The organism is Stenotrophomonas sp. DDT-1 (genome assembly GCF_001580555.1).
Lineage (GTDB): Bacteria > Pseudomonadota > Gammaproteobacteria > Xanthomonadales > Xanthomonadaceae > Stenotrophomonas > Stenotrophomonas sepilia.
In genome coordinates this window covers 53,447-80,343 of record NZ_LEKR01000008.1, presented here as the reverse complement: position 1 = coordinate 80,343, position 26,897 = coordinate 53,447, and the positions used below count along the sequence as shown (strand labels likewise).

Annotated in this window: 28 protein-coding genes; 6 read left to right on the top strand and 22 right to left on the bottom strand. The window is 66.7% G+C overall.

Features of this window, described 5'->3' with window-relative positions; translation table 11 throughout:
* Nucleotides 1-5: 5 nt before the first annotated feature.
* The 10 genes from flgJ to AB839_RS06180 all read right to left on the bottom strand — a co-directional run bounded on the left by flgJ (nucleotide 6) and on the right by AB839_RS06180 (nucleotide 8,601).
* A complete protein-coding gene (gene flgJ, locus AB839_RS06225; RefSeq protein WP_061478700.1) occupies nucleotides 6-1,205 on the bottom strand; it encodes a flagellar assembly peptidoglycan hydrolase FlgJ in 1,200 nt (399 codons plus the stop codon).
* A gap of 1 nt (nucleotide 1,206) precedes the next feature.
* The gene (locus tag AB839_RS06220) at nucleotides 1,207-2,343 is read right to left on the bottom strand and encodes a flagellar basal body P-ring protein FlgI (protein ID WP_134968535.1); all 1,137 of its coding nucleotides are present in this window, start codon (nucleotides 2,341-2,343) and stop codon (nucleotides 1,207-1,209) included.
* A 2-nt stretch (nucleotides 2,344-2,345) separates the two neighbouring features.
* The gene (gene flgH / locus AB839_RS06215; protein ID WP_005416456.1) at nucleotides 2,346-3,038 is read right to left on the bottom strand and encodes a flagellar basal body L-ring protein FlgH; all 693 of its coding nucleotides are present in this window, start codon (nucleotides 3,036-3,038) and stop codon (nucleotides 2,346-2,348) included.
* A gap of 22 nt (nucleotides 3,039-3,060) precedes the next feature.
* Nucleotides 3,061-3,846, bottom strand: a complete 786-nt coding sequence (flgG, locus tag AB839_RS06210; protein WP_005416457.1) for a flagellar basal-body rod protein FlgG — start codon at nucleotides 3,844-3,846, stop codon at nucleotides 3,061-3,063.
* Nucleotides 3,847-3,948: 102 nt separating this feature from the next.
* Nucleotides 3,949-4,698, bottom strand: coding sequence for a flagellar basal body rod protein FlgF (locus AB839_RS06205; protein WP_049412405.1), 750 nt, complete (start codon nucleotides 4,696-4,698; stop codon nucleotides 3,949-3,951).
* A gap of 32 nt (nucleotides 4,699-4,730) precedes the next feature.
* Nucleotides 4,731-5,954, bottom strand: coding sequence for a flagellar hook protein FlgE (flgE, locus tag AB839_RS06200; RefSeq protein WP_061478699.1), 1,224 nt, complete (start codon nucleotides 5,952-5,954; stop codon nucleotides 4,731-4,733).
* Nucleotides 5,955-5,986: 32 nt separating this feature from the next.
* Nucleotides 5,987-6,670: a flagellar hook capping FlgD N-terminal domain-containing protein gene (locus tag AB839_RS06195; RefSeq protein ID WP_005416460.1), complete on the bottom strand. Its 684-nt coding sequence runs from the start codon at nucleotides 6,668-6,670 to the stop codon at nucleotides 5,987-5,989.
* A gap of 23 nt (nucleotides 6,671-6,693) precedes the next feature.
* Entirely contained in the window at nucleotides 6,694-7,101 is a 408-nt protein-coding gene (gene flgC, locus AB839_RS06190) for a flagellar basal body rod protein FlgC (protein WP_005416461.1), read from the bottom strand.
* 3 nt (nucleotides 7,102-7,104) lie between these two features.
* Nucleotides 7,105-7,500 (bottom strand): flagellar basal body rod protein FlgB, encoded by a 396-nt coding sequence (flgB, locus tag AB839_RS06185; RefSeq protein ID WP_005409576.1) that lies wholly within the window; start codon nucleotides 7,498-7,500, stop codon nucleotides 7,105-7,107.
* Nucleotides 7,501-7,656: 156 nt separating this feature from the next.
* Nucleotides 7,657-8,601, bottom strand: a complete 945-nt coding sequence (locus tag AB839_RS06180) for a chemotaxis protein (RefSeq protein WP_019659622.1) — start codon at nucleotides 8,599-8,601, stop codon at nucleotides 7,657-7,659.
* 165 nt (nucleotides 8,602-8,766) lie between these two features.
* On the opposite strand from AB839_RS06180, the gene flgA reads away from it, so the two are divergent.
* The 4 genes from flgA (at nucleotide 8,767) to AB839_RS06160 (ending at nucleotide 11,451) form a co-directional block, all read left to right on the top strand.
* Nucleotides 8,767-9,423, top strand: a complete 657-nt coding sequence (flgA, locus tag AB839_RS06175; protein ID WP_061478698.1) for a flagellar basal body P-ring formation chaperone FlgA — start codon at nucleotides 8,767-8,769, stop codon at nucleotides 9,421-9,423.
* Nucleotides 9,424-9,498: 75 nt separating this feature from the next.
* Nucleotides 9,499-9,804 (top strand): flagellar biosynthesis anti-sigma factor FlgM, encoded by a 306-nt coding sequence (gene flgM, locus AB839_RS06170; RefSeq protein WP_005409579.1) that lies wholly within the window; start codon nucleotides 9,499-9,501, stop codon nucleotides 9,802-9,804.
* Nucleotides 9,801-10,139 carry a FlgN family protein gene (locus AB839_RS06165; protein WP_014037132.1) on the top strand — a complete coding sequence of 113 codons (339 nt, stop codon included), beginning with the start codon at nucleotides 9,801-9,803 and terminating at the stop codon, nucleotides 10,137-10,139. The genes flgM and AB839_RS06165 overlap by 4 nt, the downstream gene beginning before the upstream one ends.
* A gap of 91 nt (nucleotides 10,140-10,230) precedes the next feature.
* Nucleotides 10,231-11,451 (top strand): ATP-binding protein, encoded by a 1,221-nt coding sequence (locus AB839_RS06160; RefSeq protein WP_053496680.1) that lies wholly within the window; start codon nucleotides 10,231-10,233, stop codon nucleotides 11,449-11,451.
* Nucleotides 11,452-11,544: 93 nt separating this feature from the next.
* Here AB839_RS06160 and AB839_RS06155 read toward each other — a convergent pair whose 3' ends face one another.
* Together AB839_RS06155 and AB839_RS06150 are read right to left on the bottom strand one after the other, a co-directional pair.
* Complete coding sequence (locus AB839_RS06155) at nucleotides 11,545-13,317, bottom strand: EAL domain-containing protein (protein WP_005416466.1); 1,773 nt, start codon at nucleotides 13,315-13,317, stop codon at nucleotides 11,545-11,547.
* Between the two features lie 3 nt (nucleotides 13,318-13,320).
* Entirely contained in the window at nucleotides 13,321-15,423 is a 2,103-nt protein-coding gene (locus AB839_RS06150) for a PAS domain S-box protein (protein ID WP_061478697.1), read from the bottom strand.
* 130 nt (nucleotides 15,424-15,553) lie between these two features.
* Here AB839_RS06150 and AB839_RS06145 point away from each other — a divergent pair, with 130 nt between their 5' ends.
* Nucleotides 15,554-18,313, top strand: a complete 2,760-nt coding sequence (locus tag AB839_RS06145) for an EAL domain-containing protein (RefSeq protein WP_061478696.1) — start codon at nucleotides 15,554-15,556, stop codon at nucleotides 18,311-18,313.
* Nucleotides 18,314-18,515: 202 nt separating this feature from the next.
* Here AB839_RS06145 and AB839_RS06140 read toward each other — a convergent pair whose 3' ends face one another.
* The 9 genes from AB839_RS06140 to AB839_RS06100 form a co-directional block, all read right to left on the bottom strand.
* A complete protein-coding gene (locus tag AB839_RS06140; protein ID WP_197467671.1) occupies nucleotides 18,516-19,661 on the bottom strand; it encodes a GAD-like domain-containing protein in 1,146 nt (381 codons plus the stop codon).
* Nucleotides 19,662-19,801: 140 nt separating this feature from the next.
* The gene (locus AB839_RS06135; RefSeq protein ID WP_061478694.1) at nucleotides 19,802-20,308 is read right to left on the bottom strand and encodes a hypothetical protein; all 507 of its coding nucleotides are present in this window, start codon (nucleotides 20,306-20,308) and stop codon (nucleotides 19,802-19,804) included.
* A 108-nt stretch (nucleotides 20,309-20,416) separates the two neighbouring features.
* Entirely contained in the window at nucleotides 20,417-20,881 is a 465-nt protein-coding gene (locus tag AB839_RS06130) for a hypothetical protein (RefSeq protein ID WP_061478693.1), read from the bottom strand.
* A 135-nt stretch (nucleotides 20,882-21,016) separates the two neighbouring features.
* Nucleotides 21,017-21,232: a hypothetical protein gene (locus tag AB839_RS06125; protein WP_061478692.1), complete on the bottom strand. Its 216-nt coding sequence runs from the start codon at nucleotides 21,230-21,232 to the stop codon at nucleotides 21,017-21,019.
* 98 nt (nucleotides 21,233-21,330) lie between these two features.
* Nucleotides 21,331-22,521, bottom strand: a complete 1,191-nt coding sequence (locus AB839_RS06120) for a methyl-accepting chemotaxis protein (protein ID WP_014647075.1) — start codon at nucleotides 22,519-22,521, stop codon at nucleotides 21,331-21,333.
* Between the two features lie 162 nt (nucleotides 22,522-22,683).
* Nucleotides 22,684-23,298, bottom strand: a complete 615-nt coding sequence (gene hflD / locus AB839_RS06115) for a high frequency lysogenization protein HflD (RefSeq protein WP_005416473.1) — start codon at nucleotides 23,296-23,298, stop codon at nucleotides 22,684-22,686.
* Nucleotides 23,295-24,437, bottom strand: coding sequence for a tRNA 2-thiouridine(34) synthase MnmA (mnmA, locus tag AB839_RS06110; protein ID WP_061478691.1), 1,143 nt, complete (start codon nucleotides 24,435-24,437; stop codon nucleotides 23,295-23,297). Before mnmA ends, hflD begins: the two co-directional genes overlap by 4 nt.
* Entirely contained in the window at nucleotides 24,434-24,895 is a 462-nt protein-coding gene (locus AB839_RS06105) for an NUDIX hydrolase (protein ID WP_061478690.1), read from the bottom strand. Before AB839_RS06105 ends, mnmA begins: the two co-directional genes overlap by 4 nt.
* Nucleotide 24,896: 1 nt before the next feature.
* On the bottom strand, nucleotides 24,897-25,370 hold the full coding sequence (locus tag AB839_RS06100; RefSeq protein ID WP_005416476.1) for a hypothetical protein: 474 nt from the start codon (nucleotides 25,368-25,370) through the stop codon (nucleotides 24,897-24,899).
* Nucleotides 25,371-25,482: 112 nt separating this feature from the next.
* Between AB839_RS06100 and clpS the strand changes: the two genes are divergently transcribed.
* On the top strand, nucleotides 25,483-25,809 hold the full coding sequence (gene clpS / locus AB839_RS06095) for an ATP-dependent Clp protease adapter ClpS (protein WP_005416477.1): 327 nt from the start codon (nucleotides 25,483-25,485) through the stop codon (nucleotides 25,807-25,809).
* 175 nt (nucleotides 25,810-25,984) lie between these two features.
* Here clpS and AB839_RS06090 read toward each other — a convergent pair whose 3' ends face one another.
* Nucleotides 25,985-26,797 (bottom strand): APH(6) family putative aminoglycoside O-phosphotransferase, encoded by an 813-nt coding sequence (locus AB839_RS06090; protein ID WP_061478689.1) that lies wholly within the window; start codon nucleotides 26,795-26,797, stop codon nucleotides 25,985-25,987.
* Between the last annotated feature and the right edge of the window lie 100 nt (nucleotides 26,798-26,897).

The following is a 26,897-nucleotide window of genomic DNA, read 5'->3' as shown; positions in this document are numbered from 1 at the left end:
GTTCCTCAACGACGAGTGATACCCAGCGCCGCGGTCGCGGTGCTGGCGAAGGTCTGGCCAAGGCGCGAGCCGGCGTCGGCCACGGCGGCTACGGCGCGCTCGATGGTCGGGCCGCCGGCGATCGCAGCGATCTTGGCGGCGTAGCGCGGATCGGTGGCGTAACCGGCGCGCTGGAGGCCACGGGCGAAGCCCTGCACGTCGGTGCCGGCCTGCAGGGCCTGCTGGTAGCGCGGGCTTGTCTTCAGCAGGCGCACGTAGTCGGCAAAGCTCTCGGCCGCTGAACCGTAGGCGCGGAAGCTGGCGGTTTCGTTGCGGCGCACGCCATCGACATATTCATGGGTGCCGGCCGTGGCGCGCTGGCCGTTCCAGCCAGTGGCCTTGATGCCGAACAGGTTGTGCGAGGTGCTGCCATCGGCATGCTTGATGTGGCGCTTGCCCCAGCCGGTTTCCAGCGCCGCCTGGGCGACTAGGGCGCGGGCATCCACGCCCAGTTCCCTGGCCGCACTCTGCGCGTGCTGCCAGATGCTGGCGACGAAGCCTTCCGGGGTGTGCTCGCCGAGCTGGGCGACAGCGGTGCGCGTGGCCAGGGCATCGGCCGGGCTCACGGCCGTGCCGCGATTGCTGGCCGTCGCCGTCCACTGGTCGCTGTTGGCGGCCCAGTCCTCGCCCTGCAGGCTGCCGATGTACGGATCCTCGGTGCCCAGCGAGCGGTGCAGGCCGCTGCTCTCACGGCCGGCGATCAGGTCCAGTGCCTGTTCCATCGGTGCCAGCGCGGCCTGCGCACCGTGCTGCGCGCCTGCGGCCATCTGCTGCAGCATGCGCACGGCCTGGCTGCCATCTTCCAGGGGCAGCGACAGTGCCGGCCTGGCCGGCGCGTTGAGCTGGTAAGCGCGGCTGGCCTTGGCCGGATCCACGCGGGTATCCAGTGCCGGACCTTCGGTGGCCTGGCCGGACAGCTGGCGGGTGATCATGCCGGACAGGCCCAGGCCCTTGCCGCGGGTCATCGCCTCGGCAATCTTCTGGTCGTACATGTCGCGGAACATCTTGTTCTCGCCGGGAAACAGCGAGTCGCCGAAGCTGGCATCGCGCATGCTCTTGACCAGCATCTGTGCGAACTGGCCTTCCAGCTGGCGAGCGACCTTGTCGATCTTCGCCGGATCGTTCTGCTGCGCCGGGTGCAGGTCGAATGCGGGATTGATGCGCATGTCAGATCACCTCGAGCTCGGCACTCAGTGCGCCGGCCTGCTTCAGGGCTTCCAGGATCGCGATCAGGTCGCCCGGTGCCGCACCCACGGCGTTCACCGCATGCACGATTTCGTCCAGGGTGGTGCCGCCGCTGAACTTGAACATGCGGCTGCCGTCGTTGGTGGCAGTGATGGTGGATTGCGGGCTGGCCACGGTACGGCCGCCCGACAGCGCATTGGGCTGGCTGACGTTGGTGTTCTCCTGGATCGTCACCGTCAGCGAACCATGCGAAATCGCCGCAGGGCCGACGCGCACCTGCTGGCCGATGACCACGGTGCCGGTGCGTGAATTGACCACCACCTTGGCCGGGGCGCTGCCCGGGGTCAGTTCCAGGTTCTCGATGCGCGCCAGCAGGCCGATGCGTGCGCCCGGATCGGTCGGTGCGGTGACGGCGACGGTCACGCCATCGATCGCGCGTGCCGCACCTTCGCCGAACGCGTTGTTGAGCGCGGCGACCATGCGCGAGACCGTGGTGAAATCGTTGTTGTGCAGGTTCAGGGTGATGTCGCCGCCGTTGGCCAGCGGATCGGGCAGGGCACGCTCCACGGTGGCGCCGTTGGGAATACGGCCGACGCTGGGCACGTTCACCGATACACGGGAACCGTCCTTGCCCTGCGCGCCAAAGCCACCCACGATCAGATTGCCCTGGGCGATGGCATAGATCTGGCCATCGGCGCCGCGCAGCGGGGCCATCAGCAGCGAACCGCCGCGCAGCGACACCGCGTTGCCGATCGAAGACACCGTGATGTCGATCGGCTGGCCCGGCTTGGCGAACGGCGGCAGTTCGGCGTGGATCGCCACGGCGGCCACGTTCTTCAGCTGCGGGTTGACGTTCGGTGGCACGTTCACGCCCAGCTCGCCAAGGAGGTTTTTCAGGCTCTGCACGGTGAAGGGCGCCTGGCTGGTACGGTCGCCGCTGCCATCCAGGCCGACCACCAGGCCATAGCCCACCAGCGCATTGCCGCGCACGCCGCCGACCTGGGCGAGGTCCTTGATGCGCTCGGCGCTGGCCGGGGCGGCGACGATCAGCAGCATCAGCGACGCGATCAACGTCACGCGTTGCTGCCAGAAGGTAGAGAAGGAGAAGTTCATGGCCATACTCAGAACGGCGTCAGGCCGGAATTGAAGAAGCGGCTCAGCCAGCCCATCGCGTTGGACTGCGCGACCGGTCCGCGGCCGCCGTAGACGATGCGGGCCTCAGCCACGCGGCTGGAAGGAATGGTGTTGTCCTGGCTGATGTCGCCCGGGCGCACGATGCCCTGCACCTGCACCAGTTCATCGCCCTGGTTCAGCCGCAGGTTCTTCTGCCCCTGCACCACCAGGTTGCCGTTGGGCAGGCGCTGGATCACGGTGACCGTGACGCTGCCCTGCAGGCGGTTGCTCTGCGCGCTGTTGCCCTTGCCGGTGAAGTCACGCGCGCCCTTGGCGGTGGCACTGAGGATGTCCTTGCCGCCCAGGGTGACCGGTGCACCGAGGATGGACGGCGTGCCCAGGCTCAGGTTGGATTCCTTGTTGGTGGCCGTGTTGGCGCTGGTCTGCGCGGTGGTGTTTTCCAGCAGGGTAATCGTCAGGAGGTCGCCGACATCGCGTGCGCGGCGGTCCGAATACAACTGCAGGGTCGGGCCAGCGGCGTAGATCGCACCGGCGGTGGGCGCGGCCTGCGGCGGCATGATCGGCTGGATCGGTGCCATCGCCGGATAGGGGCGCACGTCGCCCGCGATCACGCAGCCACCGAGCAGGGCGACCACAGTGCAGGCGAGGGCAGTACGGGCGAGGTTGGAAATGGGCGACATGGCGGTTTCCCGGTTGGGCCGGTCAGATCTTGTTGTTGAGATAGCCGAGCATCGAGTCGGTGGTGGAGATCGCCTTGGCATTCATTTCGTAGGCGCGCTGGGTTTCGATCATCGACACCAGCTCTTCCACCACATTGACGTTGCTGCCTTCCAGCGCACCCTGCACCACGGTGCCGAGACCGTTCAGGCCGGGATTGCCGTTCTGGGCCGGGCCCGAGGCCGTGGTTTCCAGGAACAGGTTCTCGCCGCGCGCCTGCAGGCCGGCCGGATTGACGAAGTCGGTCAGGGTCAGCGCACCGACTTCCACCGACGCGGCGTTATCGGCCATCTTTACGCTGATGGTGCCGTCGCTGCCGATGGTGACCGACTGCGCGCCCTCGGGAATCTGGATGCCCGGCTGCACCGGGTAGCCGCTGTTGGTGACCAGCTCGCTGTCCTGGTTGATCTTGAACGAGCCATCACGGGTGTAGGCCGAGCTGCCGTCGGGCATCTGCACTTCGAAGAAGCCGCGTCCGTTGACCATCACGTCCAGTGCGCGGCCGGTCTGCTGCTGGCCACCCTGCTCGAAGTTCTTGGCGGTGGCGACCACGCGCACGCCGGTACCCAGCTGCAGGCCGGTCGGCAGCTGCGTCTGCGCCGACGAAGAGCCGCCCGGCTGGCGCACCTGCTGGTACAGCAGGTCCTCGAAGCTGGCGCGGTCCTGCTTGAAGCCGGTGGTGTTGGTGTTGGCGAGATTGTTGGAAACCACCGACATGCGCATCTGCTGCGCATCCAGTCCGGTTTTCGCGATCCACAATGCCTGGTTCATCTTCGGTGTCCTGTCTGGTGAAGCCGGCCGCGTGGTGCGGCCCTTGGTAGCGGGTGTGCAAGCGGTGTGCCAGCGCCGCGCCCGGGCGGCGCCGGAAATCCGTCAGCTGCCCAGGCGGAGCAGGCTGTTGGCGCTGCGCGCGTTGTCGTCGCCGTGCTTGATCACCTGCACCTGCATTTCGTACTGGCGCTGCAGCTGGATCATCTGCACCAGCGCACCGGCAGCATCGACGTTGCTGCCTTCCAGTTGCCCGCTGTGCACGGCGGTGCCCTGTGCCGGTGCGAACGGCTGGCGCGGGTCGGTGTTGCGGAACAGGCCATCCAGGCCGCGCTCGAGTCGCTCGTCCGGCGCCTGCACCACCTTGATCCGGCCGATCTGCGCCATCGTCTGCGGGCCTTCTCCCTGCGGGATGATCGAGATCGTGCCGTCGGCGCCGATCTCCATCGCCTGGTAGGGCGGAATGGCGATCGGGTTGTTGTTGTCATCCAGCACCGTGCGCCCGCCAGAGGTCACCAGCTGGCCGTTCGGCGTCACCGACAGGGCTGCGCCACGCGTATACGCTTCGCTGCCATCGCTCGCCTGCACCGCCAGCCAGGTGCCGCTCTGCAGTGCAAGGTCCAGCGGTTTGCCGGTGATGTGCTGCGCGCCGGGCCGGCGGTTGAAGCCGGCGTCGACGTGCAGCGCATCCACCCGCGAGGCAAAGCCCGGACCCTTGATCGGGAAGGCTTCGGTGTTGGCCAGCGCTTCCTTGAAGCCAGGAGTGTCCGAGTTGGCGAGGTTGTGGCTGAGCGTTCCCTGCGCCTGCAGGGAGGCGCGGGCACCGGTCATCGCCACGTAAAGGGCTTTATCCATGCGGGGAGTTCCGTGACAGGGTCAGCAGCTCATCAACGGATGTTGATGACGGTCTGGGTGATCTGGTCCTGCGTGGTGATCATCTGCGCGTTGGCCTGGAAGTTGCGCTGCGCGGTGATCATGTTGACCAGCTGCTCGGTGAGATCGACGGTGGACGCTTCCAGCGAACCGGCCTGGATCTTGCCGAGGTTGGAGGTGTCCGGCATGCCGGTGCGCGGCGTGCCCGATTCGAAGGTCTCCACCCACAGGTTGTTGCCCTTCGATTCCAGTCCCTGGGTGTTGTTGAAGGTGGTCAGTGCGACCTGGCCCAGGGGCTTGTCGTCGCCGTTGGAGTAGCGCGCATAGACCACGCCCGACTCGGACACAGTGATCTCGTTGAGCTTGCCGGCGGCATAGCCGTCCTGCTGAGTGTTGCGCAGGGCGAACTTCTCGCCGTACTGGGTCGAACCGCTGATGTCCAGCGTCATGTTCAGCTGGCCAGCGCCCGTGGTCGGGGTGAAGGTGCCGAGGCCAACCTTGCCGTTGGCCGGGGCGGTCAGCTTGCCGCTGTTGTCGAAGGCGACCGCGGTCGGGGTGCCGGCGGGCTGGCCATCGACATAGTTGTGCACGGTCCATTCGTTCGGGTTGGCGCCCTTCACGAAGTACGAGACCTGGATATGGCTCACGCCCAGCGAGTCGTACACGGTGATGCCGCCGCTGGAGTGGTTGTAGCTGTTGGAGTCGGTCGGGTCGAACGTGGCCACGGTCGGCTGCTTGGCGTTGGCCGGCAGGGTGAAGCCCACCTTCACTTCGCTGGTCTGCTTCGGCGGGCTGTCGGTGGTCAACAGCTGCAGGTCGACCAGGCGGCCGGCATCGAAGTTGGTGCCATCGGCATTCGGCGCGAACACCTGCAGGCGCGCGCCCTGCGGATTGACCACATAGCCGGCCGAATCGGTCTGGAAGTTGCCGGCACGCGAGTACACACGCGAACCGTTCATGTTCATGGTGAAGAAGCCCTCACCGGAAATGGCCATGTCCAGGCTGCGCCCGGTCTGCTCGTTGTGGCCCTGGATGAACTGCTGGGCGACGTTGGAGACGCGCACGCCCGAGCCGGTCTGGTTCTTCGACAGGCCATAGCTGGTGGAGGCGAACAGATCGGCGAACTCGGCGCGCGACTGCTTGAAGCCGGTGGTGTTGACGTTGGCGACGTTGTTGGCGGTGACGCTCAGGTCGGTGTTGGCGGCATTGATGCCGGACAGCGAGACATTGAAGCCCATGGGATGCTCCTGGTTGATGCGGGATGTGCGGCTCAGCTGACGCGGAGCACGTAGTCGATCGGGGCCGTGCCCAGGCCCTTGAGGTTCAGGTACAGGCCGTCGGACCCGACGGTCACGCTTTCCACCGGCGCCTGCACATAGGTGGACAGCTTGGTGCTCTTGCCGGCGGTATCGACATGGTTGGCAACGATGGAGTACTTGCCCGGTTCCATGCGCTTGCCGTTGGCGTCCTTGCCGTCCCACTGGAAGGCGGTTTCGCCTGCCGCCTTGGCTTCCACGCTCAGCGAGGTGACCTTGGCGCCGGTGGCATCGGTGATATCCACGGTGATGATGCCGGCCGACGGCGCGGCCACCGTGCCCTCGACGCTGCCTTCCTTCTCCAGCACCAGCTTTTCCGACGGCACCAGCACCTGGTGGCCGACCAGCGCCGCGCCACGCAGCACCTGGTCGCTGGCCATCGACTCCTGGAAGCCCTTCACCGTCTTGTTCAGATCGGTGATGCCCTGCACGGTGGACATCTGCGCCATCTGCGCGACCATCTGCGTGTTGTCCATCGGCTTCAGAGGATCCTGGTGCTGCAGCTGCTCGGTCATCAGGCGCAGGAAGTCGGCCTGGTCGAGCGTGTTCTTCTTTTTCGTGGCGTTGCTGTTGGGGGCGTTCAGGCCCAGCGCGGAATAGACGTCCTGGCTGGTCTGGTTGTTGACGGCGGTGGTCATGGCGGTATCCGGTGCTGCGGGCCTCAGCGGCCCATGGTCAAGGTGGCCAGGGCCAGTTCCTTGGCGGTGGTCAACATCTCCACGCCGGCCTGGTAATTGCGCGAGGTCGAGATCAGGTTGACCATCTGCGCCACCGGATCGACGTCGGGCTGGTAGATGTAGCCATCGGCGTCTGCCAGCGGGTGGCCCGGCTCGTAGCGCTTGATCGGCGCCGCCTCGCTCTGGGTGATCTCCTTCACCTTCACCGAGGTGATGTTGGGATCGTTCTTGCTGGTGACGGCCTGGAAGATCGGCTCCAGCGGCTTGTACACGGCGTCGGCAGACCCGGCCACGGTGTCGGCGTTGGAGAGATTGGAGGCGATGGTGCTCATGCGCACCGACTGCGCCTGCAGCGCGGAGCCGGCGATATCGAAGATCGGCAGGTTGCTCATGGCTTATTGCCCGGTGATCGCGGTCAGCATGGAACGCACCTTGCTCTCGACGAAGCTGAGCGAGGCGCGGTACTCGAGCGCGGCTCGGCCATAGGCGGCACGCTCGGCATCGGGATCGACGGTGTTGCCGTCCAGGCTGGGCTGCACGCCCTCGCGCGCGATCTGGAACGGGTTCAGGCCACTACTGATTTCGTAGTGCTGCTCATGGGTGGTGGCCATCAGGCCGTTGGCATCCTGCCCCTGGGCATGGCGCAGGGCGGCATCGAAGTCCAGGTCCTGGGCCTTGTAGCCGGGGGTGTCGGCATTGCCGAGGTTGCTGGCGATCAGCTTCATCCGCTGTTCGCGCAACGGCATGGCCTGGGCGTGGACGCCCAGGTAGTCGGTAATCAGGTTGCGCACGGTGCACTCCCACGGGAACGTTGCCCGGGAAGCTGCAAGGGGTGTGCCAAAGCACGCGCGACATCGCGTCCGCCGGGCATGGCCCGGCGCTACCCCAGGGGTCGGGGAGGTTGTGGTAGCGCCGGGCCATGCCCGGCGGAGACCCGTGACGTGGCCCTACGCCGCCATCGCCACCTTGCGCAGGCGGTCCAGCACGAAGTCAGCCAGCTCGTGCGGCGAGTACTTGGCGACGAACGCGTTGGCGCCGACACGCTCGACCATGGCGTTGTTGAAGACGCCCGACAGCGAGGTGTGCAGCAGCACGTAGAGGCCGGCCAGGCCCGGATGGCGCCGGATTTCCGTCGTCAGCGTGTACCCGTCCATGGCCGGCATCTCGATGTCGGAGATGACCATGGCATAGCGTTCGGCCGGGTTTTCGCCCGAGGCGTGGATCTGCAACAGGTGGTCGAGAGCCTGCTTGCCATCGGAAAGCAGGGTGGCACCCACGCCCAGCTGATCCAGCACGCTGCGGATCTGCTGGCGGGCCACGCGCGAGTCGTCCACCACCAGCACCTGCAGCTGGGGGCCATCGGCGGGCATTGCCATCGCCGGATCGAGTACGGCGTCACCGCGGACCTGGGCGATATCGGCCAGCACGCTTTCAACGTCGATCACCTGGATCAGCTCACCCTGGAAGCGGGTTACCGCGGTCAGGTAGCTCGACTCGGCGCCAAGCTCCGGCGGCGGGTGGATGTCTTCCACCGCGATGTTGACGATGCGTTCGACGCCGCTGACCAGGAACCCCTGGATCGAGCGGTTGAATTCGGTGACGACCAGGTAACCCGGCGAGGTATCGGCATCGGGCTCACGTTCGGGGTGGCCGATCGCCAGGCCCAGGTCCAGCACCGGCACCGAGCGGCCGCGCACGTCGGCCACGCCGGCGAACTGGCTGGGCAGGCCGGGCACCTGGAACAGCTCCGGGCGGCGCAGGACTTCCTGCACCTTGAAGACATTGACGCCAAAAAGCTGACGTCCGCCGAGACGGAACAGCAGCAGCGCCAGGCGGTTGTGGCCGGCCAGGCGGGTCCGCTGGTCGATCCGGTTGAGCAGGTCATGGGACATGGCTGCTGTATCGGCGCGTTGGGCGCCAAACTTGAGGGCGCTCTGCCACTGCGCGCTGCACACCGCAATTGTGGTGTCGCGCCATGTTCGACCGAGGCAGCTCTGCCCCTCTGGCACACGCCTTGCACGCACCTGGGCCAGCTCTTGCCGATTGAAGGAGGCGCCATGCGCCGGGTCACATCTCTATTCGCCATCGCGCTGGCACTGGCCTCGCCGTGGGCGGCTGCCGCCGACTGGCAGCCGGTGGCGAGCATCCGCGCGGCGGCCTTGTCGACGCTGCCGGCGGGCAGCGAGGGCGAGGCCCAGGTGGCCGATGCGCTGCGCCTGCCGAAATGTGGCAGCGCGTTGCAGGTGCAACCCACCGCCAACACCACGGTGGAGGTCAGCTGTCCGGATGCGGGCGGCTGGCGCCTGTTCGTGCCGGTAAAGGTGCGGCGCAACCAGACCGTACTGGTGCTCAACCGCGGAATCGGCACTGGAGAAACCCTCACTGCCGCCGATATCACCACTGCCCAGCGTGACGCTGCCCGGATTGCCGGCGCGGTGCTGTCCGATCCCAATGCAGCGATCGGCCGCGTCGCCCGCCGTCCGCTGCAGGCCGGGGCCCTGCTGTCGAACAACGATCTGGTGGTGCAGCGTCTCATCAAGCGAGGAGACAATGTGGCCCTGGTGTCGCGTCGCGGTTCGGTCGAGGTCCGGATTGCCGGCCGTGCGATGGGTGATGCCGGTGAGAACGAACGGGTCTCGGTCGAGAACCTGTCCTCGCGGCGGATCGTGCAAGGCACGGTCGATGCCGCAGGTGACGTAATCGTGGCGCGTTGAATTACCGCAAAATATCCCTAAAGATCACGGCCCTGCGGCCGTTATCCCTTGTGAACGGCAACTCCAGGACACCCCATGAGCCAGAAAATCGACGGCAACCTGCAGGTCCCCCAGGCACTGCGCAGCGTGACGACCCCGGCCAACAAGCCCGGTGTCAGCACCGATGCGGCGGCGCGCCCGGTCGAGGCGGCCGACAGCCTGCGCCTGACCGGCGAGGCCACCAACCTGCAGGCCATCGAGCGCGAGCTGACCACCGCCCCGGCGATCGACGCCCAGCGCGTGGCCGCCGTGCGCGAGTCGCTGCAGAACGGCACCTACAAGATCAATCCGGACGCGATCGCATCGCGCATGCTCGATCTGGACCAGCAGCTGCACGGATGACTGCGGCGATGAGCGAGCCGCTGCAGCGCCTCGCCCAGGCCCTGGACGTTGAACGCCAGGCCCTGGTCGAGCACGACGTGCACGCCCTGATCCGGGCCACCGGCGCCAAGCTGGAAGCGCTGCGTGCGCTGGAAGGCGCGCCGCCGGTGGGCGAGGGCGAACAGCTGCAGGAACTGGCCGAGCGCAACCGCGCCAACGGCGTACTGCTGTCGCGCCGTCGCCGCGAGGTGAACTGGGCGCTGCGCCAGCTCGGCCGTACCGAAGATGCCTCGGCCTACGATGCCAAGGGCCAGTCGCACACGGTCAGCATCGGCCGGCCACTCGCCGTCGCCTGACGCGACGGCGGTCGCACACCCCCTCCCGGTGGGCTGAAGCCCGCTGCATGACCGCGTATATTGGGCGCCTGTTCGAACGTCCCGAGTCGCCGTGTCCGCTGCCAACGCCCTGGTTACCGCCCCCCTTCCGCCGCAGCCGGTGCTGCAGGCCCTGCTTGAGCGCCTGCGCGAAGGCCTGCTGCTGTTCACCGATGACGGGCGGGTGGCCCTGGCCAATCCGGCCGCACAGAACCTGCTGGCCAGTGGCGAGGACGGCGGGTTGCCGCCGCCGCAGCGCCTGCGCGAACTGCTGCCGCCCGATGCGCTGGAACAGGCTCGCCAGCATGGTCACTGGAATGGCAGCCTGCCGCTGGGCGAGGGCGTGGTCATCGCCCATCTGTACCACCATGGTCCGGTCGGCCAGGGGCATTTCCTCGCCCTGTTCCGCCACATCGAAGGGCAGGAGGACTACGAACGCGAGCTGCAGCAGCGCCATGCCGAACTGCGCCAGGCCTACCTGCGCCTCAATGGCACCCAGGAAAAGCTGCTGCAGTCGGAGAAGATGGCGTCAATCGGCCAGCTGGCCGCCGGCGTCGCGCACGAGATCAACAACCCGATCGGTTACGTGCACTCCAACCTGGGCAGCCTGCAGGAATACCTGCGCAGCCTGTTTACCGTGATCGAAGCCTACGAGCGCGCCCTGCGTGCGCCGGACCCGAAAGCGCTGATCCCGGAAATCGATGATATCCGTGACCGCCTGGATATCGATTTCATCAGCCGCGACCTGCCGCAGCTGATGGCGGAATCGCGCGAAGGCATCGAGCGGGTCACCCGCATCGTGCGCGACCTGAAGGATTTCTCGTATTCCGGCCGCGACGAGTCGTGGAAGCTGGTCGACCTGCACGCGGGCCTGGAATCGACCATCAACATCATCTGGAACGAACTCAAGTACAAGGTCACCCTGGTGCGCGAGTTTGGCCAGTTGCCCCTGGTGGAGTGCCTGCCATCGGAGTTGAACCAGGTCTACATGAACCTGCTGCTCAACGCCGGCCATGCCATCGCCGAGCGCGGCACGATCACCGTGCGTACCGGCGTTGATGGCGATCACGTCTGGGTTGAGTTCGAAGATACCGGCGGTGGCATCTCGCCGGAACTGCGCCAGCGCATCTTCGATCCGTTCTTCACCACCAAGCCGGTGGGCAGTGGCACCGGCCTGGGCCTGTCGATCTCCTACAGCATCATCAACAAGCACCACGGCCGCATCGACCTGGACAGCACGCCCGGCGTGGGCTCGCGCTTCCGTGTGGTGCTGCCGGTCAAGCAGCCGCGCTGACCGCTTCTGGTAGTGCCGGCCGCTGGCCGGCAACCTCATTGAACCCGATATCCAGAGCAGCCGGCCAGCGGCCGGCTCTACCAGATGGGATCATCACCGCAAGGGCCGATCCTCGCCGCCATCCCCGCTTTCCACCGGCGCCGGGCCGGCATTGCTGCGGCGCTGTTCCTCGTACGTGCGGAACGCCTGGTGGATGTGCTTGCGCAGTTCGTCGTCGTTCCACGGCTTGGTCAGGAAGCGATAGATCGCGCCGCGGTTGATCGCATCGGTCACCGTGTTCAGATCGGTGTAGCCCGACAGCACCAGGCGGATCGTATCCGGGTACAGCATCTTCACCCGGCCCAGGAACTCGGTGCCGCTCATGTCGCTCATGCGCTGGTCGGACAGGATCACCTGCACGTCATTGATCGCCAGCAGGTCGAACGCATCACGCACGTTGCCGGCAGCCAGGATGCGGTAGCCGTCGCGGCGGAACAGGCGCACCAGCGAGCGCAGCACGTTCTCCTCGTCATCCAGCAGCAGCAGCGTCCGGTCCGGGCGGGTCTCGGCGAAGGCTTCCGGACGCAGGTAGCGGCGGCGCAGGGTCATGCCGGCGGCATCGGCCGACATCGGTTCGCCGAACAGGTAGCCCTGGAACACGTCGCAGTCGTTGCGGCGCAGGAAGCCCAGCTGGGCCTGTGATTCCACGCCGTTGGCGATCACGGTCATGCCCAGCTGGTGGCCCATGGCGATGATCGCGCGGGCGATGGCCGCTTCACGATTGCCGGCCGGCGCGCTCTTGATGAAACTGCGGTCGATCTTCAGCTTGTCCACCGGGTAGCGCACCAGCGCGCTGAGGCTGGAGTCGCCGGTACCGAAGTTGTCCAGGCTCAGGCTGATGCCTTCGTTGCGCAGGTTGGCCAGCGTTTCGTGGACGAAATTGACGTTGTTGGTCAGCGCACTCTCGTTGATCTCCAGCGTCAGCATATGCGCCGGTACGCCCGCCGCCTGCAGCAGTGACATCACTTCGGCGAAGAAGTTCGGCCGCAGCAGCTGCAGGGTGGACACGTTCACTGCGATGGTGAAGTCATCAAAGCCCTGGTCGCGCCACAGCCGCGCCTGCTTCAAGGCGCCTTCCAGCACCCAGGTGCCGATCTGCACGATGATGCCCAGGCGTTCGGCGGTGCGCATGAAGCGCTCCGGCACCAGCATGCCCAGGGTCGGCGACTGCCAGCGCAGCAGCGCTTCCATGCCCACCACGTGGCCGTCGCGCGCGCTTACCAGCGGCTGGTAGCGCAGCTTCAGCTCGCCATTGGGAATGGCATCGACGATCTGGCGCGCGATGATGCTCTCGCTGTGCGCACTCGGCGGGGTGTCCACCGCATGGATGCGCACGGCATTGCCGCCTTCGCGGGCGGCCTGGTACAGCGCATCCTCGGCATGGTCGAGCAGGCGCGAGGTGCTGCTGGCATGTTCCGGGCACAGGCTCACGCCCAGCTTGCCGGTCATGAACAACGTGTACGGCAGCACCGACAGCGGCAGCTCCATCTGCTGGCGGATCTCCTCGGCGAAATCCTCCGGCAACGGCAGATCGGCGGTGCGCGGCACCGCGATCAGGAACTCGTCGCTGCCATGCCGCCACAGCTTGCCGCGCCCGCGCAGGTAAGACTGCAGGCGCTGTGCCACCAGCACCAGCGCCTGGTCGCCCACTTCGGCACTCATGTTTTCGTTGACCGATGCGAAATGGTCGATGTCCACGTGCATCAGCATCAGCGCGATGCCGCCTGAGGCTGCCTCGGCAACCATTGCCTGCAGTTCGGGGTTGCCGGCGCCAAGGCGGTCGGGAGCGTCATCAATGCTGACCGGGGGCAGGTTGGGATTCCACATGGCTCAGTATTCCGGTGAATCGACGGCAGCCCTGCTGGCCGCCTGGTAGGGGAGGTGGACATCGACCAGGGTGCCTTCGCCATGCGCGGATTCAATCCGCACGTGGCCACCGACGCTCTGTGCGCGCTCGCGCATCACGATCAGGCCCAGGCCGCGCGGGCCGTCCGGATCGAAGCCCTCGCCGTCATCGCGGATCTGCAGGTGCAGGCCGCGCTGGCCGACATCGCGCAGCTGCAGCAGGACCTGGCTGGCGCGCGCATGGCGCAGCGCATTGGTCAGGCTTTCCTGTGCGATGCGGAAGCAGGCCTGTTCGATGCTGTTGTCGGGGCGATGCGGCAACGGCTCGATCTCGGCCAGCAGCTCCACCGGCGAGGAGCGGAACAGAACCCGCGCCTGCCAGCTGAGCGCTGCCTCCAGGCCCAGTGCATCCAGCTGCGGGGGGCGCAGCAGGGTGGAGATGTCGCGCAGTTTGGCCACGGTGGTGTCGGCCAGGCTGACGATCTGCGCCAGATCCTGCCCACGCCGCTGCGGATCGTCCTCTTCCAGCGCCGCGTGCGCCGACAGCTTGATCGCGGTGATGGCCTGGCCGATGTCATCGTGCAGGTCGCGCGAAATCGCACGACGCTCGTCCTCCTGCAGCGAGAACAGCCGCCCGGCCATCGCCTGCAGTTCGCGGTTGCTGGTTTCCAGCGCGCTGCGGATGCGTTCGGAATCACTGAGGTCGCGCACGATCAGCAGCTTGCAGTCGCGGCCACCGTAGCGCACGTCGCCCACCGCCAGGCCGGCATGGAAGCTGCGGCCGTCGCCGCGCTGCATGGCCACCACGCTGCTATGGCCCGGTCCCAGGTGTGGCTGGCCGGCACGCAGCTGGCTGCGCACCCGCGGCAGGTCTGCGGCAGCGACCAGCGCCGACAAGGGCTCGCCCAGCAGGGTATGGCTGCCGTAGCCGAACAGGCCGGCGGCCCAGGCGTTGGCGTACAGCACATGTTCGTCGGAGAGGATCACCACGCCGTCGGGCAGTACCCGCACCAGCTCGCGGAACTGCTCTTCGCGCTCGCGCAGCAGGCGCCGCGACTGCTCGCGTTCGGTCACGTCCTGCAGCGTGCCCAGCACGCGGTTGCGGCCAGCTTCATCAAGACCACTGGCGGCGCGCAGGTGCACCATCAGCGCGCGCCCGTCCATCGACAGCAGCGGTAGCAGCACGTCCACCTGCACCGGCTCGCCGGAGCACAGCTCGGCCAGCAGCTGCTCGGTCTGGGTAGCGGTGGCCGGGTCGGCCGGCACCAGCAGTTCGTCGAAGCGGTGCCAGCGGCGGGCTTCGGGCGGGCGGCGGCCGAGCAGGCGATAGACTTGGTTGGAATAGCGGCCCAGCCCGGTGGACGGGTCGAGCTCCCAGGCACCGATGCGGGCCAGTTCGTGGGCCTCTTCCACCCGTGCCAGCGCCTGGTCGCGACGCAGCTGGGCCAGATCCTCGGCGGTGCGGTCGATGGCGATCAGCAGGCGCGCATTGTGGCCGTCGTAACTGATCGCGTTGGAGCGCAGTTCCATGTGCCGCAGCGCGCCATCGCGCAGCTGCAGCTGCGCGCGCAGGATGCACAGCTCTTCGGGCGCCTCGCGGATCGCCTCCAGCTTGGCCTGCAGCGCCTGGCCCTGGCCGGGTGGCCACAAGGCGTCGATGGTCTGTTCCAGCAGCTCATCGCGCTCCCAGCCGAAAGCGGTGCAGGCGGCTGGGTTGGCATCGAGGATCGCCAATGTGTCCAGGTCATAGACGAGGATCGGGCCGGGGTTGCCCTCGAACATCTGCCGCAGGCGCAGCTCCGAGGCCTGCTGGCGGGCGTGGGTATGCAGCACATGCTCGGCCAGCGGGCGCAGCAGCAGGTACAGCAGGCCCGCGCTGGCCAAGGCGAAGAACGAGCCCTTCAGGCCCTGCCACAGGGCCGCCTGCTGCGGATCGGGCACCAGCGCCTGCACCACGCTGTCGGTGGAGATCATCCAGGCCAGCGCCATCACCAGGTAGCTCAACACCACCCGCCGCCGGTCACGGCTCAGCGCCTGCGCCATCCGCGGGTCGGGAACTGGGGCGTTGCCGGTCGGTTCTGCGGGCATGGACGGGGTGGGTGAAAGGGGCGCCGATCATCTTACCCCGCAGCGTGCCGTCACCACTCAATTATCCGCCGCAGGCGCCGTTAACCACTGCGTGCCCCGCTGACGGGCGAGTCATCCGGAGCAAGATCGCGTGGACCAAGGGATCATCGCCAGCCTGCTGCAGCACCCGCTTGCGTCGGCGCTGGTCATCGTCGACCGTACCGGGCGCCCGCTGGCGGCCAATCCGGCCGCGCGCGAGCATGGCCTGCCGGCCACCGTGGCGGCCTATGCGCCGATGCTGGAAGATCTGCGCCTGATGGCCGCCGATGGCGGCATCGTGCCCTGCACGCTGCCGGGCGGCCCGCGCGGCCACTACGACGGTCACCTGCGCGCCGTGCATGACGGTGCGGGCAACCTGCTGGCGTTCACCCTGAGCATTCCCGAGCCGGTGCCGGTCGACGGGGGCGGGCGCTGGGAACTGGCACTGGACAGCGCCGGCCATAGCCTGTGGGACTGGGACATCCCCAGTGACCGGGTGGCGCGCACGCCGGCGCTGGGCGACGAGACGGCCACCGAACTGCTGTCGCGCGTGCACAGCGAGGACATCGACCAGGTGCGCGCCGCGCTCGACGAGCACCTGCGCGGGCGCAGCGAGCAGTACAGTGCACAGTTCCGCTTCCGCCAGGCCGATGGCCAGTGGCGTTGGGTGCTGGATCGCGGCCGCGTGGTCGCGCGCACCGCCGATGGTCAGCCGCTGCGCATGGTCGGCACGCATACCGATATCGAACAGCAGAAGCAGCTCGAATCGCTGCTGCAGGAGCAGCAGCTGCACCTGAGCGAAGCCCAACGTATCGCCAGCATGGGCAGCTGGTCGTTCGACCCCAACAGCGGGCACTTCTGGTGGTCGCCGGAACTGCGCTCGCTGCTGGCACTGGAGCACGGCGCCGTGCCCGGCCAGCGGCGCTGGCTGAAGCAGCTGCACCCGCGCTCGCGTGGCGCGCTGCGTGCGGCATGGCGGCGGCTGTGGCGCGATGGTCGTGCCGCCAATCTCGAGCTGGAGCTGACCCGCGGCCATGAGCCATCACAGCACCTGCGGCTGTGGATGCAGCCGCTGCTGGACTTGGACGGGCAGCCCAAGCGCCTGCTCGGCCAGGTGCAGAACATCACCGAACAGCATCAGACCGACGCATTGATTCGTTGGCGCACCGAACTGCTGAACCGGGTTTCCGCGCTGGGCCGCATCGGCGGTTGCGAGATCGAGGTGCAGACACGGAGCATGCAATGGACCGAGGAGTGCTATCGCATCCACGGCCTGCGCAAGGAACCGATCACCCTCGACCAGGCGATGGCGCTGTACACCGAAGACTCGCGCGATGCGTTCGAGGCGGCGCTGGCCCGCATCGCCAACGGCGGCCTGCCCGAGCAGCTGGACCTGTGCTTCTACCGCCAGTCCGGCCTGCGTGTCTGGGTGCAGGTGCTGATCGAGCTGGATCGTCGTGACGGACTGCCGCCGCGCTTCGTCGTCCTGTTCCGTGACATCACCCGCGAGCGCGAGGCCAACGAGCGCATCGAACTGCTGGCCCACTACGATCTGCTGACCGGCCTGCCCAATCGCGTGCTGCTCGGTGAACAGACTGCCGAGGCCATCGAGGAGGCGCGTGATCGCGGCACCTCGTTGGCGATGCTGTTCATCGACCTGGACGGCTTCAAGACCATCAACGACAGCTTCGGTCACGCCACGGGTGATGCGCTGCTGAAGGCTGCCGCCACCCGCCTGCACCAGAACCTGCGCAACAACGATCTGTTTGGCCGTTTCAGCGGCGACGAGTTCATCGTCGTACTGCGCGACCTGGCTGAGCCCGAGGATGCGGGACATGTCGCCCGCAAGCTGATTGCCTCGCTGGCCGAGCCGTTGCGCCGCGGGGAAACCACGTTGAAGGTCGGTGCCAGCGTCGGCATCGCGATGCTGGGCGATGCGCAGACCGATTTCGATTCACTGCTGCGCGCTGCCGACGCCGCGATGTACGCGGCCAAGGAAGCCGGACGCAACACCTACCAGTATTACAGCCAGGACGCACTGGCCCGCATCCAGCGCAGGCTGGAGCTTGAGCACGCGCTGCACGGTGCGATCGAGCGCGAGGAGTTCAGCCTGGCCTATCAGCCGCTGCTGCATGCCCACCAGGGCGAGCCGCCGGCAATCGAAGCACTGCTGCGCTGGCATCGCCCCGGCATCGGCTATTGCAGCCCGGCCGAGTTCATTCCCATCGCCGAGAAATGCGGCGAGATCGTGCGCATCGGCGACTGGGTACTGAACGAAGCCTGCCGTCAGGCAACCGCCTGGGACCAGGCAGGACTGCATTTCGACCGCATCGCGGTCAACGTGTCGGCGGTGCAGCTGCGTGATCGCGGCTTCGCCGAGCGCGTGATCGACATCTGCCATGCCCACGGCTGGCCGCCTCAGCGGCTGGAGCTGGAACTGACCGAATCGGCGCTGATCCGTGACACCGACATCCTGCGCCACTGCTTCGACGTGCTCGAACGGCACGGCGTGCCGCTGGCGGTGGACGACTTCGGTACCGGCTTCTCCAACCTCAACTACCTCAACCGCTTCCCGGTGGGTCGCCTGAAGATCGACCGCAGTTTCGTGCAGGGCATGCTGCACGACTCCGGCACGGCCGAAGTGACCCAGGCCATCGTGCACCTGGGCCACGCGCTGGGCATGAAGGTGGTGGCCGAGGGCGTGGAAACGCACCAGGAAGAAGACATGCTGCGCCGCCAGGGCTGCGACGAGATCCAGGGTTACCTGTACTCGCGCCCGCTCAGCCCGCGCGACCTGGCGCAGTGGCTGCGCCAGCAGCGTCCGTTACCGATGCGCACCGACGCCAGCAGCGAAGCGGTGCTGGTCCGCTGACGATCTGCGCTGGCAGATGCCGGCCCGGTGTGGCCTGACTCTGGTGCGCCCAGCTCTGGTGGGTGCCGACCGTTGGTCGGCACGGATGCCCTGGCGCTCGCGATCATCCACGCATGGCGTGGATCTACTCAAAGAGCCAGCATCTGGTAGTTGCCGACCTTGGTCGGCATGCACGCCGGTTCGCCCGCTCAAGTGTCCGCCGTCAGCGACGTTGCGCAAGCTCTCCGAGCACATCCAGCGTCTCGCGTTTCACCAAACTGCCCAGCCGCCAGCCGTGCTCTGACACCGGCTCCTTCGAGCTGTAAATCTCTCCGTCGCCCAGCGGCCCCAACAACTCACGGGCTCGCCAGAACATTGGCTCCCCGTCCTCCGCCAGAACATCCAGTTCGGGATCATCCAATGTCAGCAGGAAGTCGTGCAGTCGTTGGTTTTTTATGGTGTTGTTTGTTGGGGAGGTCATCAGTGCAGACGCGCATAGATAACCTTCATATGGTTCAAATGTGAGTTCGACGCCAGTACGTTCGCCACAGATCAGCATCTGGCCGAATGGTGAGATCGCGTATACGTGAAAGTCATCCTTGCCCCGTAGCGTGCTGCCTGCGAGCAAGGCGTCGAGGACGGTATCGTACTGAGCAGGATCGACCATCGTCAGTCGATCATCGTGATAGCGCGCGAGACCGTCGCGCTGCCACAGTGCCAGCAGTGCGTCCGGAAATCTGCCCTTCCAGAGTGTCAGCGTGGTGTCAGTGACAGGCGATCCTGGAGTGCTGGCGCAGAGTTGATCCAGAAGGCTCTTCACGATGGGGCCGGAAGCGTCGGAATCCGAGACTGCCGAGCAACTGTCCAGGTGGTCCCTGGCTTCCGAATCTCCAGGCAGCAGGTCGAGAAATGTCAGCATGATCTCGGCTCGCGCAAGCACCTCGCTCAAGTCCTGGGTTGAAATGACAACAGCATCGTCTCCGCAGACGATTAGCAACGTTCCCGCCGGAAGGCTTTGCCATGGCTCGCTCAGTACAAGATAGCGCTCGGATGAGTCGTCAACATCGGCGTCCAGGATGATGACCTGTGGACCATCCTGCACACACCCGGCGGAGATCTCGACAGTTGCATCGGTCACGCCTGCATCAGGATCGGTCACATCTACAGGTGCGGAGTAGGGCTGTTGAAACTGGCCGAAGGACTGGAGCGCCTGCTGAAGGGCGAGCAGGGAGCTGCGATCTACGGCAAGTGGTTCTGAGGCAACCGGGAGCTGCAAACCTAGTGAAAGGCAGAGGGCTGCACTGGTCATTGGGCTGGTCTGAACCGGAATCGGCCCTTTACGATGAAGGGCCGAGCGCTTACGGTCCATGCAAACAATCCGAAACACAGGCATCGCGGGGCATGATCCACGCATGGCGTGGATCTACCGACGGCGCCGATTCTGGTGGGGGCCGACCGTTGGTCGGCACGGATGCCTGTGCCTGTCGATCATCCACGCATGGAGTGGATCTACCTCGGAAAATCCGCCCTCAGCTGCATGCGCAGCGCTTCTACAATGGCCGCATAGCGCCGCTTCTGGACCAGATAGCTGGCCAGGAACAGCGGCAGTACCAGCAGCATCGGCGCCACCGTCGGGCGCATCGCCACCAGCGGCAACAGCAACAGCGACAGGATCGCCACGAACCAGCTGCACAGGCCGATCACCCGCACCTCGTGCCGTCGCGCGTTGAGTACGATGCGACCGCGCATCACGGGGAAGTAGCGCAGGCCGAAGCTCGGCGCGAAGCTCTCGCGGAACGCCATGCTGCCATCGGGCAGCGCATGGAAGGCCAGTCGCAGCCACTTGTCCTGCGGCAGGTCACGCTCCAGGCTGCCCAGCGAGAGGCGGGCCTGCATGGCCGGTGACGCCGCAATGCGTTCGTTGAACAGGATGATGCCCCAGCTGAAATAGCCGGCTACCCAGGCCATCAGGAGGACGGTCTCCAACAGCAGGAGTGCGATCAGGGCGATGGCCATCGGTCTTCCATGGACGGGACCGGGCAATCATGCCATGGGCAGCCGTGGCCGCCCCCGCGGGGGGCGAGTCCGTGCAGCAGGTCATGCGTTTCTCGGGATCGACTTGGGTCAATCTTCTTCGGCGAGATCGCTTAGGTCCAGGATCTGCGGATCAACGCTGCTGGCTACGATGCTCCTGATCAGCCCCGGGCGGCGGCGAAGCGAGTAGGCGCGAATCGCATGGATGGGACTGAATTCACACAGGGGGTAGCGTGAGTGCCCCATGATGACGGGCCTGTTGAAGTGGATGTCCTTAGAGTCATCAAGTGGCAGGGCCCACTTCCCGCCGTGTAGCAGCCTGACGGTCTCCCCTAGATATCGGGCGAACACGACCCTCAGAGAGTCCCGCTCGTCCTCAGATAGCGTGGCTGCCATCAAGTCATGGAGGCGTTCCAGCCTGTCGAGGCTTTCGAGGCTGCAATCCAGTTCAATGCCATGCATTTGAGCCTGCGCGACCAGCCATTCAATCTGGTCGTCCATCAACATCAGGAATTGCTCAAAAGCCTCGCGGGCTTCTTCCAGATTGAACGTCATTCAGAGGCCAGAGAGACGGGGGAGGGCGGCAGTATGTCCTCTTCCCCTTCCTCAGCCTATGCAACAAATCCTAAAGGGCGACAGGCAAGGCAGAGGTTGCAGGTATCGCGTCGTCCATCCACGCATGGCGTGGATCTACTTCAGCGCTTCCCCATCCAACCCCAGGTCCCAAGCCAGGCCCAGCAGCGCCTCGTCCGCCGGCGATGGCGCCGGGCGCGCGTCCGCCAGCTGCTGCAGTTCGCGGATCTCTTCGCGGGCGACCTCTTCCAGCTGTTGAAGCTGCTCACGCACGCTCGCCTTGCGCGGGCGCTCGGTGTCGGTGAGGGAGGGCAGGGCGCGGATCAGGGTCATGGTGCGCTTACAGGATGCATCCAGCGGCGGGTCACAGGCAAAGGCCCCGGACGAACCGGGGCCTTGCGGGCTGCCGGCGAGGGCAGCGGACATCAGGATCAGAACAGCTCGACGGTGCCGGCGCCCATGCTCTGCTGGGCGACGGGCTTGTGTGGCGGGCGTTCCCATTCGCTGCGCAGCTCGCGCAGGCGGTTGCCGGTGCGCTGCAGGGCGCTGGCGATCTCCTCGTCGAACACGCCGCCATTGCGGTGCAGCAGCTCCTGCAGGGCCACCGCTTCACGGTTGATCGCGGTCAGGCGGTCCAGGTGGGTGTGCACGCCGCCCAGCGCCTGGGTGGCGATGTCTTCGAACTGCAGGGCGCGCACGGCTTCGGCCACGCTGCCATCGATCGCACGGGCGCACTCGGACACTTCGCGCATGCCGTCGCCGAGCGAGGCATTGATCTGCGCGACGTTGTCGAGCATTGCCGCCGCTTCCTGGCGCGCTTCGCGGGAGCGGTCCATGTCACGCGAGGCCATGTGCGAGACGGTCTCGCGCACCTTGGCGATGGCGTCCTTGGAGCTGTGCGCCAGTTTGCGGATCTGCTCGTTGAAGGTGGTCGAGCGCTCGGACAGGTTGCGTACCTCGTCGGCGACCACGGCGAAGCCACGACCGGCTTCACCGGCACGGGCCGCTTCGATGGCGGCGTTCAGCGCCAGCAGGTTGGTCTGGTCGGCGATCGACTTGACGTCTTCCAGCAGCGCGAAGATGCCATCCAGGTGCTGCGCCATCTGGTCGATGTGCTGCACGGTGGTGCTGCTCTGGCCGCTCACCTGTTCCAGCGCTTCCACCAGCTGTTCCATGCGGTGGCTGGCGTGCTGGGCGAAACGGGCAACGTCGAGGCCGGCATTGCCTTCATCGCCGGCGCGGTCGACGATGCGCGACAGCGCCTGGCTCTGCTGGCGCGACTTGCGGTTCATCGCATCGAAGCTGCCGCCCAGGCTGGAGACCGCCTGGCGGATCAGGTCGCGGGCGCGTTCCACTTCACCACGCGAACCGTCGATTTCGTTGCCGACGAAGTTGCGCAGTTCGGTCAGCAACTGGTCCTGCTCACGCAGGACACGGGCATGTTCCGGGGAACGATGCGCCTGGGCGCGGGTGGTCCACCACGCGAAGCCGAGCCAACTCAGCGTCATCGTGGTCAGGATCGCCCAGCGCAGGGCGGCCGGCCATTCGAATCCGATGGCGAATGGGAGCAGCAGGGTCAGAGCCAGGGGGGCGGCCAGACGGATGAAAATGCGTGAGTACATGGACGTTCTCGGGAGGTGCACGGAGGATGTATCGGCCGTCCCCCCTTTCTCTTTAACGTCGATGTGCCTGGAAGTGCATTCTGAATGCGCCAGTTTTCCGGCGCCTGTGCGGTCTCGGGGTCGGATCCCTTTTCCATGGAAAAGGGCTCTGACCCCACACCCTCAGGCCAGCTGCCGGTCCACGGCCTCGATCATCGCCTTTCGCCCGAACAGGAAGTCCCAGTAGCTGCCGCCCAGCTGGCGCCACAGCACTGCCGAGCGCACCGCCGCCAACAGCAGGGCCCGAATCTCGGCCACCACGCCGGCCTGGCCCAGGTAGTGCGGGTTGCCCTGCACCATCACACGCGGCTTGAGGTGGCTGATGGTGTCCGCGTACAGGCTTCCCAGGCTGGCCAGCACATCCGGGTGGCCGCTGTCGCCCAGTTCGGTGGCCTGGCGCTGGGCACGCTCGATGCCCGAAGCAACCTTGTTCACGGTGGCGCCATCCTGAACGAAGCGGCGCTCCAGCTGCAGCACCGACAGCGCCAGCTTCGGCAGGATCGGATCCTGGCCCTGGTTGCGGAAATAGTTGTGCAGGAGGCGCAGCCCGGCCTTCAGTGCATGGCGGTCACCGAACACCGCCTGCGGCGAGGACGCATCGACACGGAACACGCTGTCCACGGCGGTGCGCACGGCGGCGGCGTCGGAATGGCCGGTATCGGCGATGCGGCGTACCTGCTGCAGGGCCTGGGCAATGCCGGCCAGGGCCAGGACGCGGTCGTCGACAGTGAAACTCATGCAGCGATTACCTCAAAAGGGGAGGGGGTGGTGCGCAGGCGCTGTTCCAGCGGCGCATCGGTGGCGGCGATCACCGCGCCACCCAGGCACACATCACCGTCATACAGCACCAGCGATTGACCGGGGGTAACGGCACGCTGCGGGCGCGCGAAGGTGACCAGCACGCTGCCATCGTCCAGCACGTCGACCGTACACGGCTCATCGGGCTGTCGGTAGCGGGTCTGGGCGGTGCATTCGAATCGCCGCGCGGTTGGCGAGCCCGAGATCCAATGCGCCGCCTCCGATCGCAGGCGCTCGGACAGCATCCATGGGCTGTCGCGGTCCTGGTCGACGTACAGCACGTTGCTGGCCACATCCTTGCCGACCACGTACCACGGCGCGGCCGGACGTCCACGTACGCCGCCGATGTTCAGGCCTTCGCGCTGGCCCAGGGTGAAATAGAACACGCCCGGATGTTCGGCGATGACGCTGCCGTCGGCCGGGTCGAGGATCTGGCCGGGCTTGGCCGGCAGGTAACGGCCGAGGAATTCACGGAAGTCGCGCTCACCAATGAAGCAGATGCCGGTGGAGTCCTTCTTGGCGTGGGTCGGCAGGCTGACGTCACGTGCGATCCGCCGCAGGTCGCTCTTCTCCAGGTCGCCGATCGGGAACAGGGTGGCCGCCAGCTGCTCCTGGCCCAGCTGGTGCAGGAAGTAGCTCTGGTCCTTGGAACGGTCGGCGCCGCGCAGCAGCAGCCACTGGTGGCCGCGCTGGGTCACCCGCGCGTAGTGGCCGGTGGCGATGCGCTCGGCGCCCAGCTCGCGGGCGGCATCCAGGAAATGCTTGAACTTCACCTCGCGGTTGCACAGCACGTCCGGGTTCGGCGTGCGGCCAGCGGCGTATTCGGCCAGGAAGTGCTCGAACACGCCCTGCCAGTACTCGCTGGAAAAGTCCCGGAAGTGGAACGGGATACCGAGCAGGCCGCATACGGCGACCGCATCGCGGCGGTCATCCTCGGCGCGGCAGTCACCGCTGCCGTCGTCGGCCCAGTTCTGCATGAACAGGCCGGCCACGGCCTCGCCCTGCTGGACCAGGCGCCAGGCGGCGACCGAAGAGTCGACACCACCCGAGACGCCCACCATCACGCGCGGTGTACTCATGCGACCTCCCGGACCAGCGAAAGCGGATGGCGCTGGCCACCCAGGTAATCCGCCACCACCTCCCAGACCAGCGGGCTGCGCTGGCGCTCGCCGGCGGCCTGCAGCTCGGCCGGGGTCAGCCACAGCGCGCGGTCGATGCCGGTATCCAGCGGTTGGGCCGGGTCGTGCGAGACCGGGCGCGCTGCGTAGCAGAAGCGCAGGAAGGCGGTGCCGTCGCCGGCAGTCCACTGGTAGCAGCCGATGAAATGGGTCAGCTGCACGGTCCAGCCGGTTTCCTCCCGGGTCTCGCGCAGGGCTGCCTCGGCCAGGCTTTCGCCTGGCTCGAGGTGGCCGGCCGGCTGGTTCAGCACCTGGCGGCCTTCAATGGTCTCTTCGACCAGCAGCACGCGGCCGCCGTCAACCACTACCGTGGCGACGGTGGCGTGCGGTGCCCAGCGCGGGTCCGGCGTGGCGTTCAACTCAGAACTCGTCCTTCTTGGTCAGCTCCAGCTCCATCGCGTCGGCGGTGCGGATGGCCGCATCGATGGCGTCGCTGAGCTGGTCCGGGGTGGCATCGGCGTCGATCTTGACCACGAACATGGCGGTGGTGTCCTGCTTCACCCAGCCGCCCATCTTGGCGTCCTGCGAATCTTCCAGCAGGCGGTTGGCCACGGCCACCGGGAACTGCTTGGTCTTGGCGTTGTAGGCCGGCGACCAGATCTCACGGATGTTGTGGCTGCCGAAATCCTCCACCGCCGAGCGCACGTAGACCATCTGGGTGCGGTCACCCTCGACGTCGAAGACCATGCGGTAGTCGCCATCCTCGTCGACTTCGTAGGTATAGCCCAGCTTGTCCAGGTGGCGGGCCACGGACTTGTCGGCGCTGGTTGCGGCAGTGGCAGAGCCGGCAGCGGCCAGCGCGATCAGCAGGGCGGGAAGAAGGGTCCTTTTCATGAAGATCCTGTGAAACAGTGTTGGGAGAGGATGCAATTGTGACGGTGGGCGTGCGTGCCGTCCAATCTGCGGCGGGCCGACGCAGGCCTGCCCGAGCCCCTATAATGGACGGATGCCCCATGAGTCCTCCCCCGATTCCCAGCACGAGCACGGCGTTGCCGTAGAGCCCGCGCGCCCGGAAGTGGCGCCGCCGCCGTTCTACCAGGTGATGCTGCTCAACGACGACTACACCCCGATGGATTTCGTGGTGGATGTGCTGCAGCAGTTCTTCAGCATGGACCTGGACAAGGCCACCCAGGTGATGCTGCACGTCCACACCCGCGGCCGCGGCGTCTGCGGTGTCTTCACCCGTGAAGTGGCGGAGACCAAGGTTGCCCAGGTCAACGAGTACTCGCGGATGAACCAGCATCCGCTGCTGTGCACGATGGAAAAGGCCTGACCGGCTGGCGATTCTCGTCCGGGCACAACGATCCCGGACCCAGTGTGCCCACCAAGGCGGGCACCTACCGAAGCAGAGGCCTGTAGAGCCGAGCCTGCGCTCGGCTGCTTTTCGTTCAGATGTTCCGCATTCCCGGAAGCACAGCCGAGCATGGGCTCGGCTCTACAGGTCGAGATCACCCCGCCGCCAGCGCCTCCAGCGCCATCCGTGCCACGGCCTCGTCCACGTCGGCCGGGTCGCCGTCATCGCGGAACCACACCGCCGACAGCCCTGCGCTGGCCGCGATCCAGCGCAGCAGGCGTGTACGTTCCAGGCTGGCCAGTGCAGTGACCTGTTCCAGCCGTGCGGCAAACCGCTCGGGCCGCGTCGCAACGTGGATGCCCGGGCCGCAGAGATCCGGGTTGCTGAACAGCGTCGTGTAATCGAACGCACGGTCGCCCAGCAGCCGCTTCGGATCGATCGCCAGCCAGCCGCGCCTGCCGAAATCCAGCACGTTGTCGTGGTGCAGGTCACCGTGCAGGGGCCGGACCTCGCGTTCTTCCATCAGTAACGCCTCCGCCAGTGATCTGCACTGTTCCAGCAGCGGCGGTAGCGCGGCCCTTGGCTGCAGCAGATCGGCGAACCATGTACGCAGGCAGACCAGTTCCGCTGGCGGCGCGCTCCGTGGCCGGTGCAGCCGTTGCAGGACCTGGCACAGGATCGTGGTGCAGGCCTCATCGTCGCCCTCGATCGAGCGTTGCCGCAGCGAGTCGCCGCCGGCACGCTCGATCAGGATCGCCGGCCCGGCGTGGGCCAGCAGGCGGGCAGCGCCATCGCCGTCCCACCAGCGCAGTAGGCGATGGCTGTTCTGCTCCTCCGCTTCGCTGCTGATCTTCAGCATCGCCGGCTCGCCGGCAGCGGTCAGCACCGGCCAGAGCCGGGCGTGAGGTGTTTCCATGGCCGGGCCATCACGCCGCAATCGCCAGCGGCTCAGGTAGGGTTCGCTCATGCCGGTTGAGGTCTTCTGGAGTGAACGAAGATCAAGCGTTCTGCAGTGCTAACGCCATCTGAACGCAGCAATCCGCTAGGGTGATGGAAATCGCGTAGTC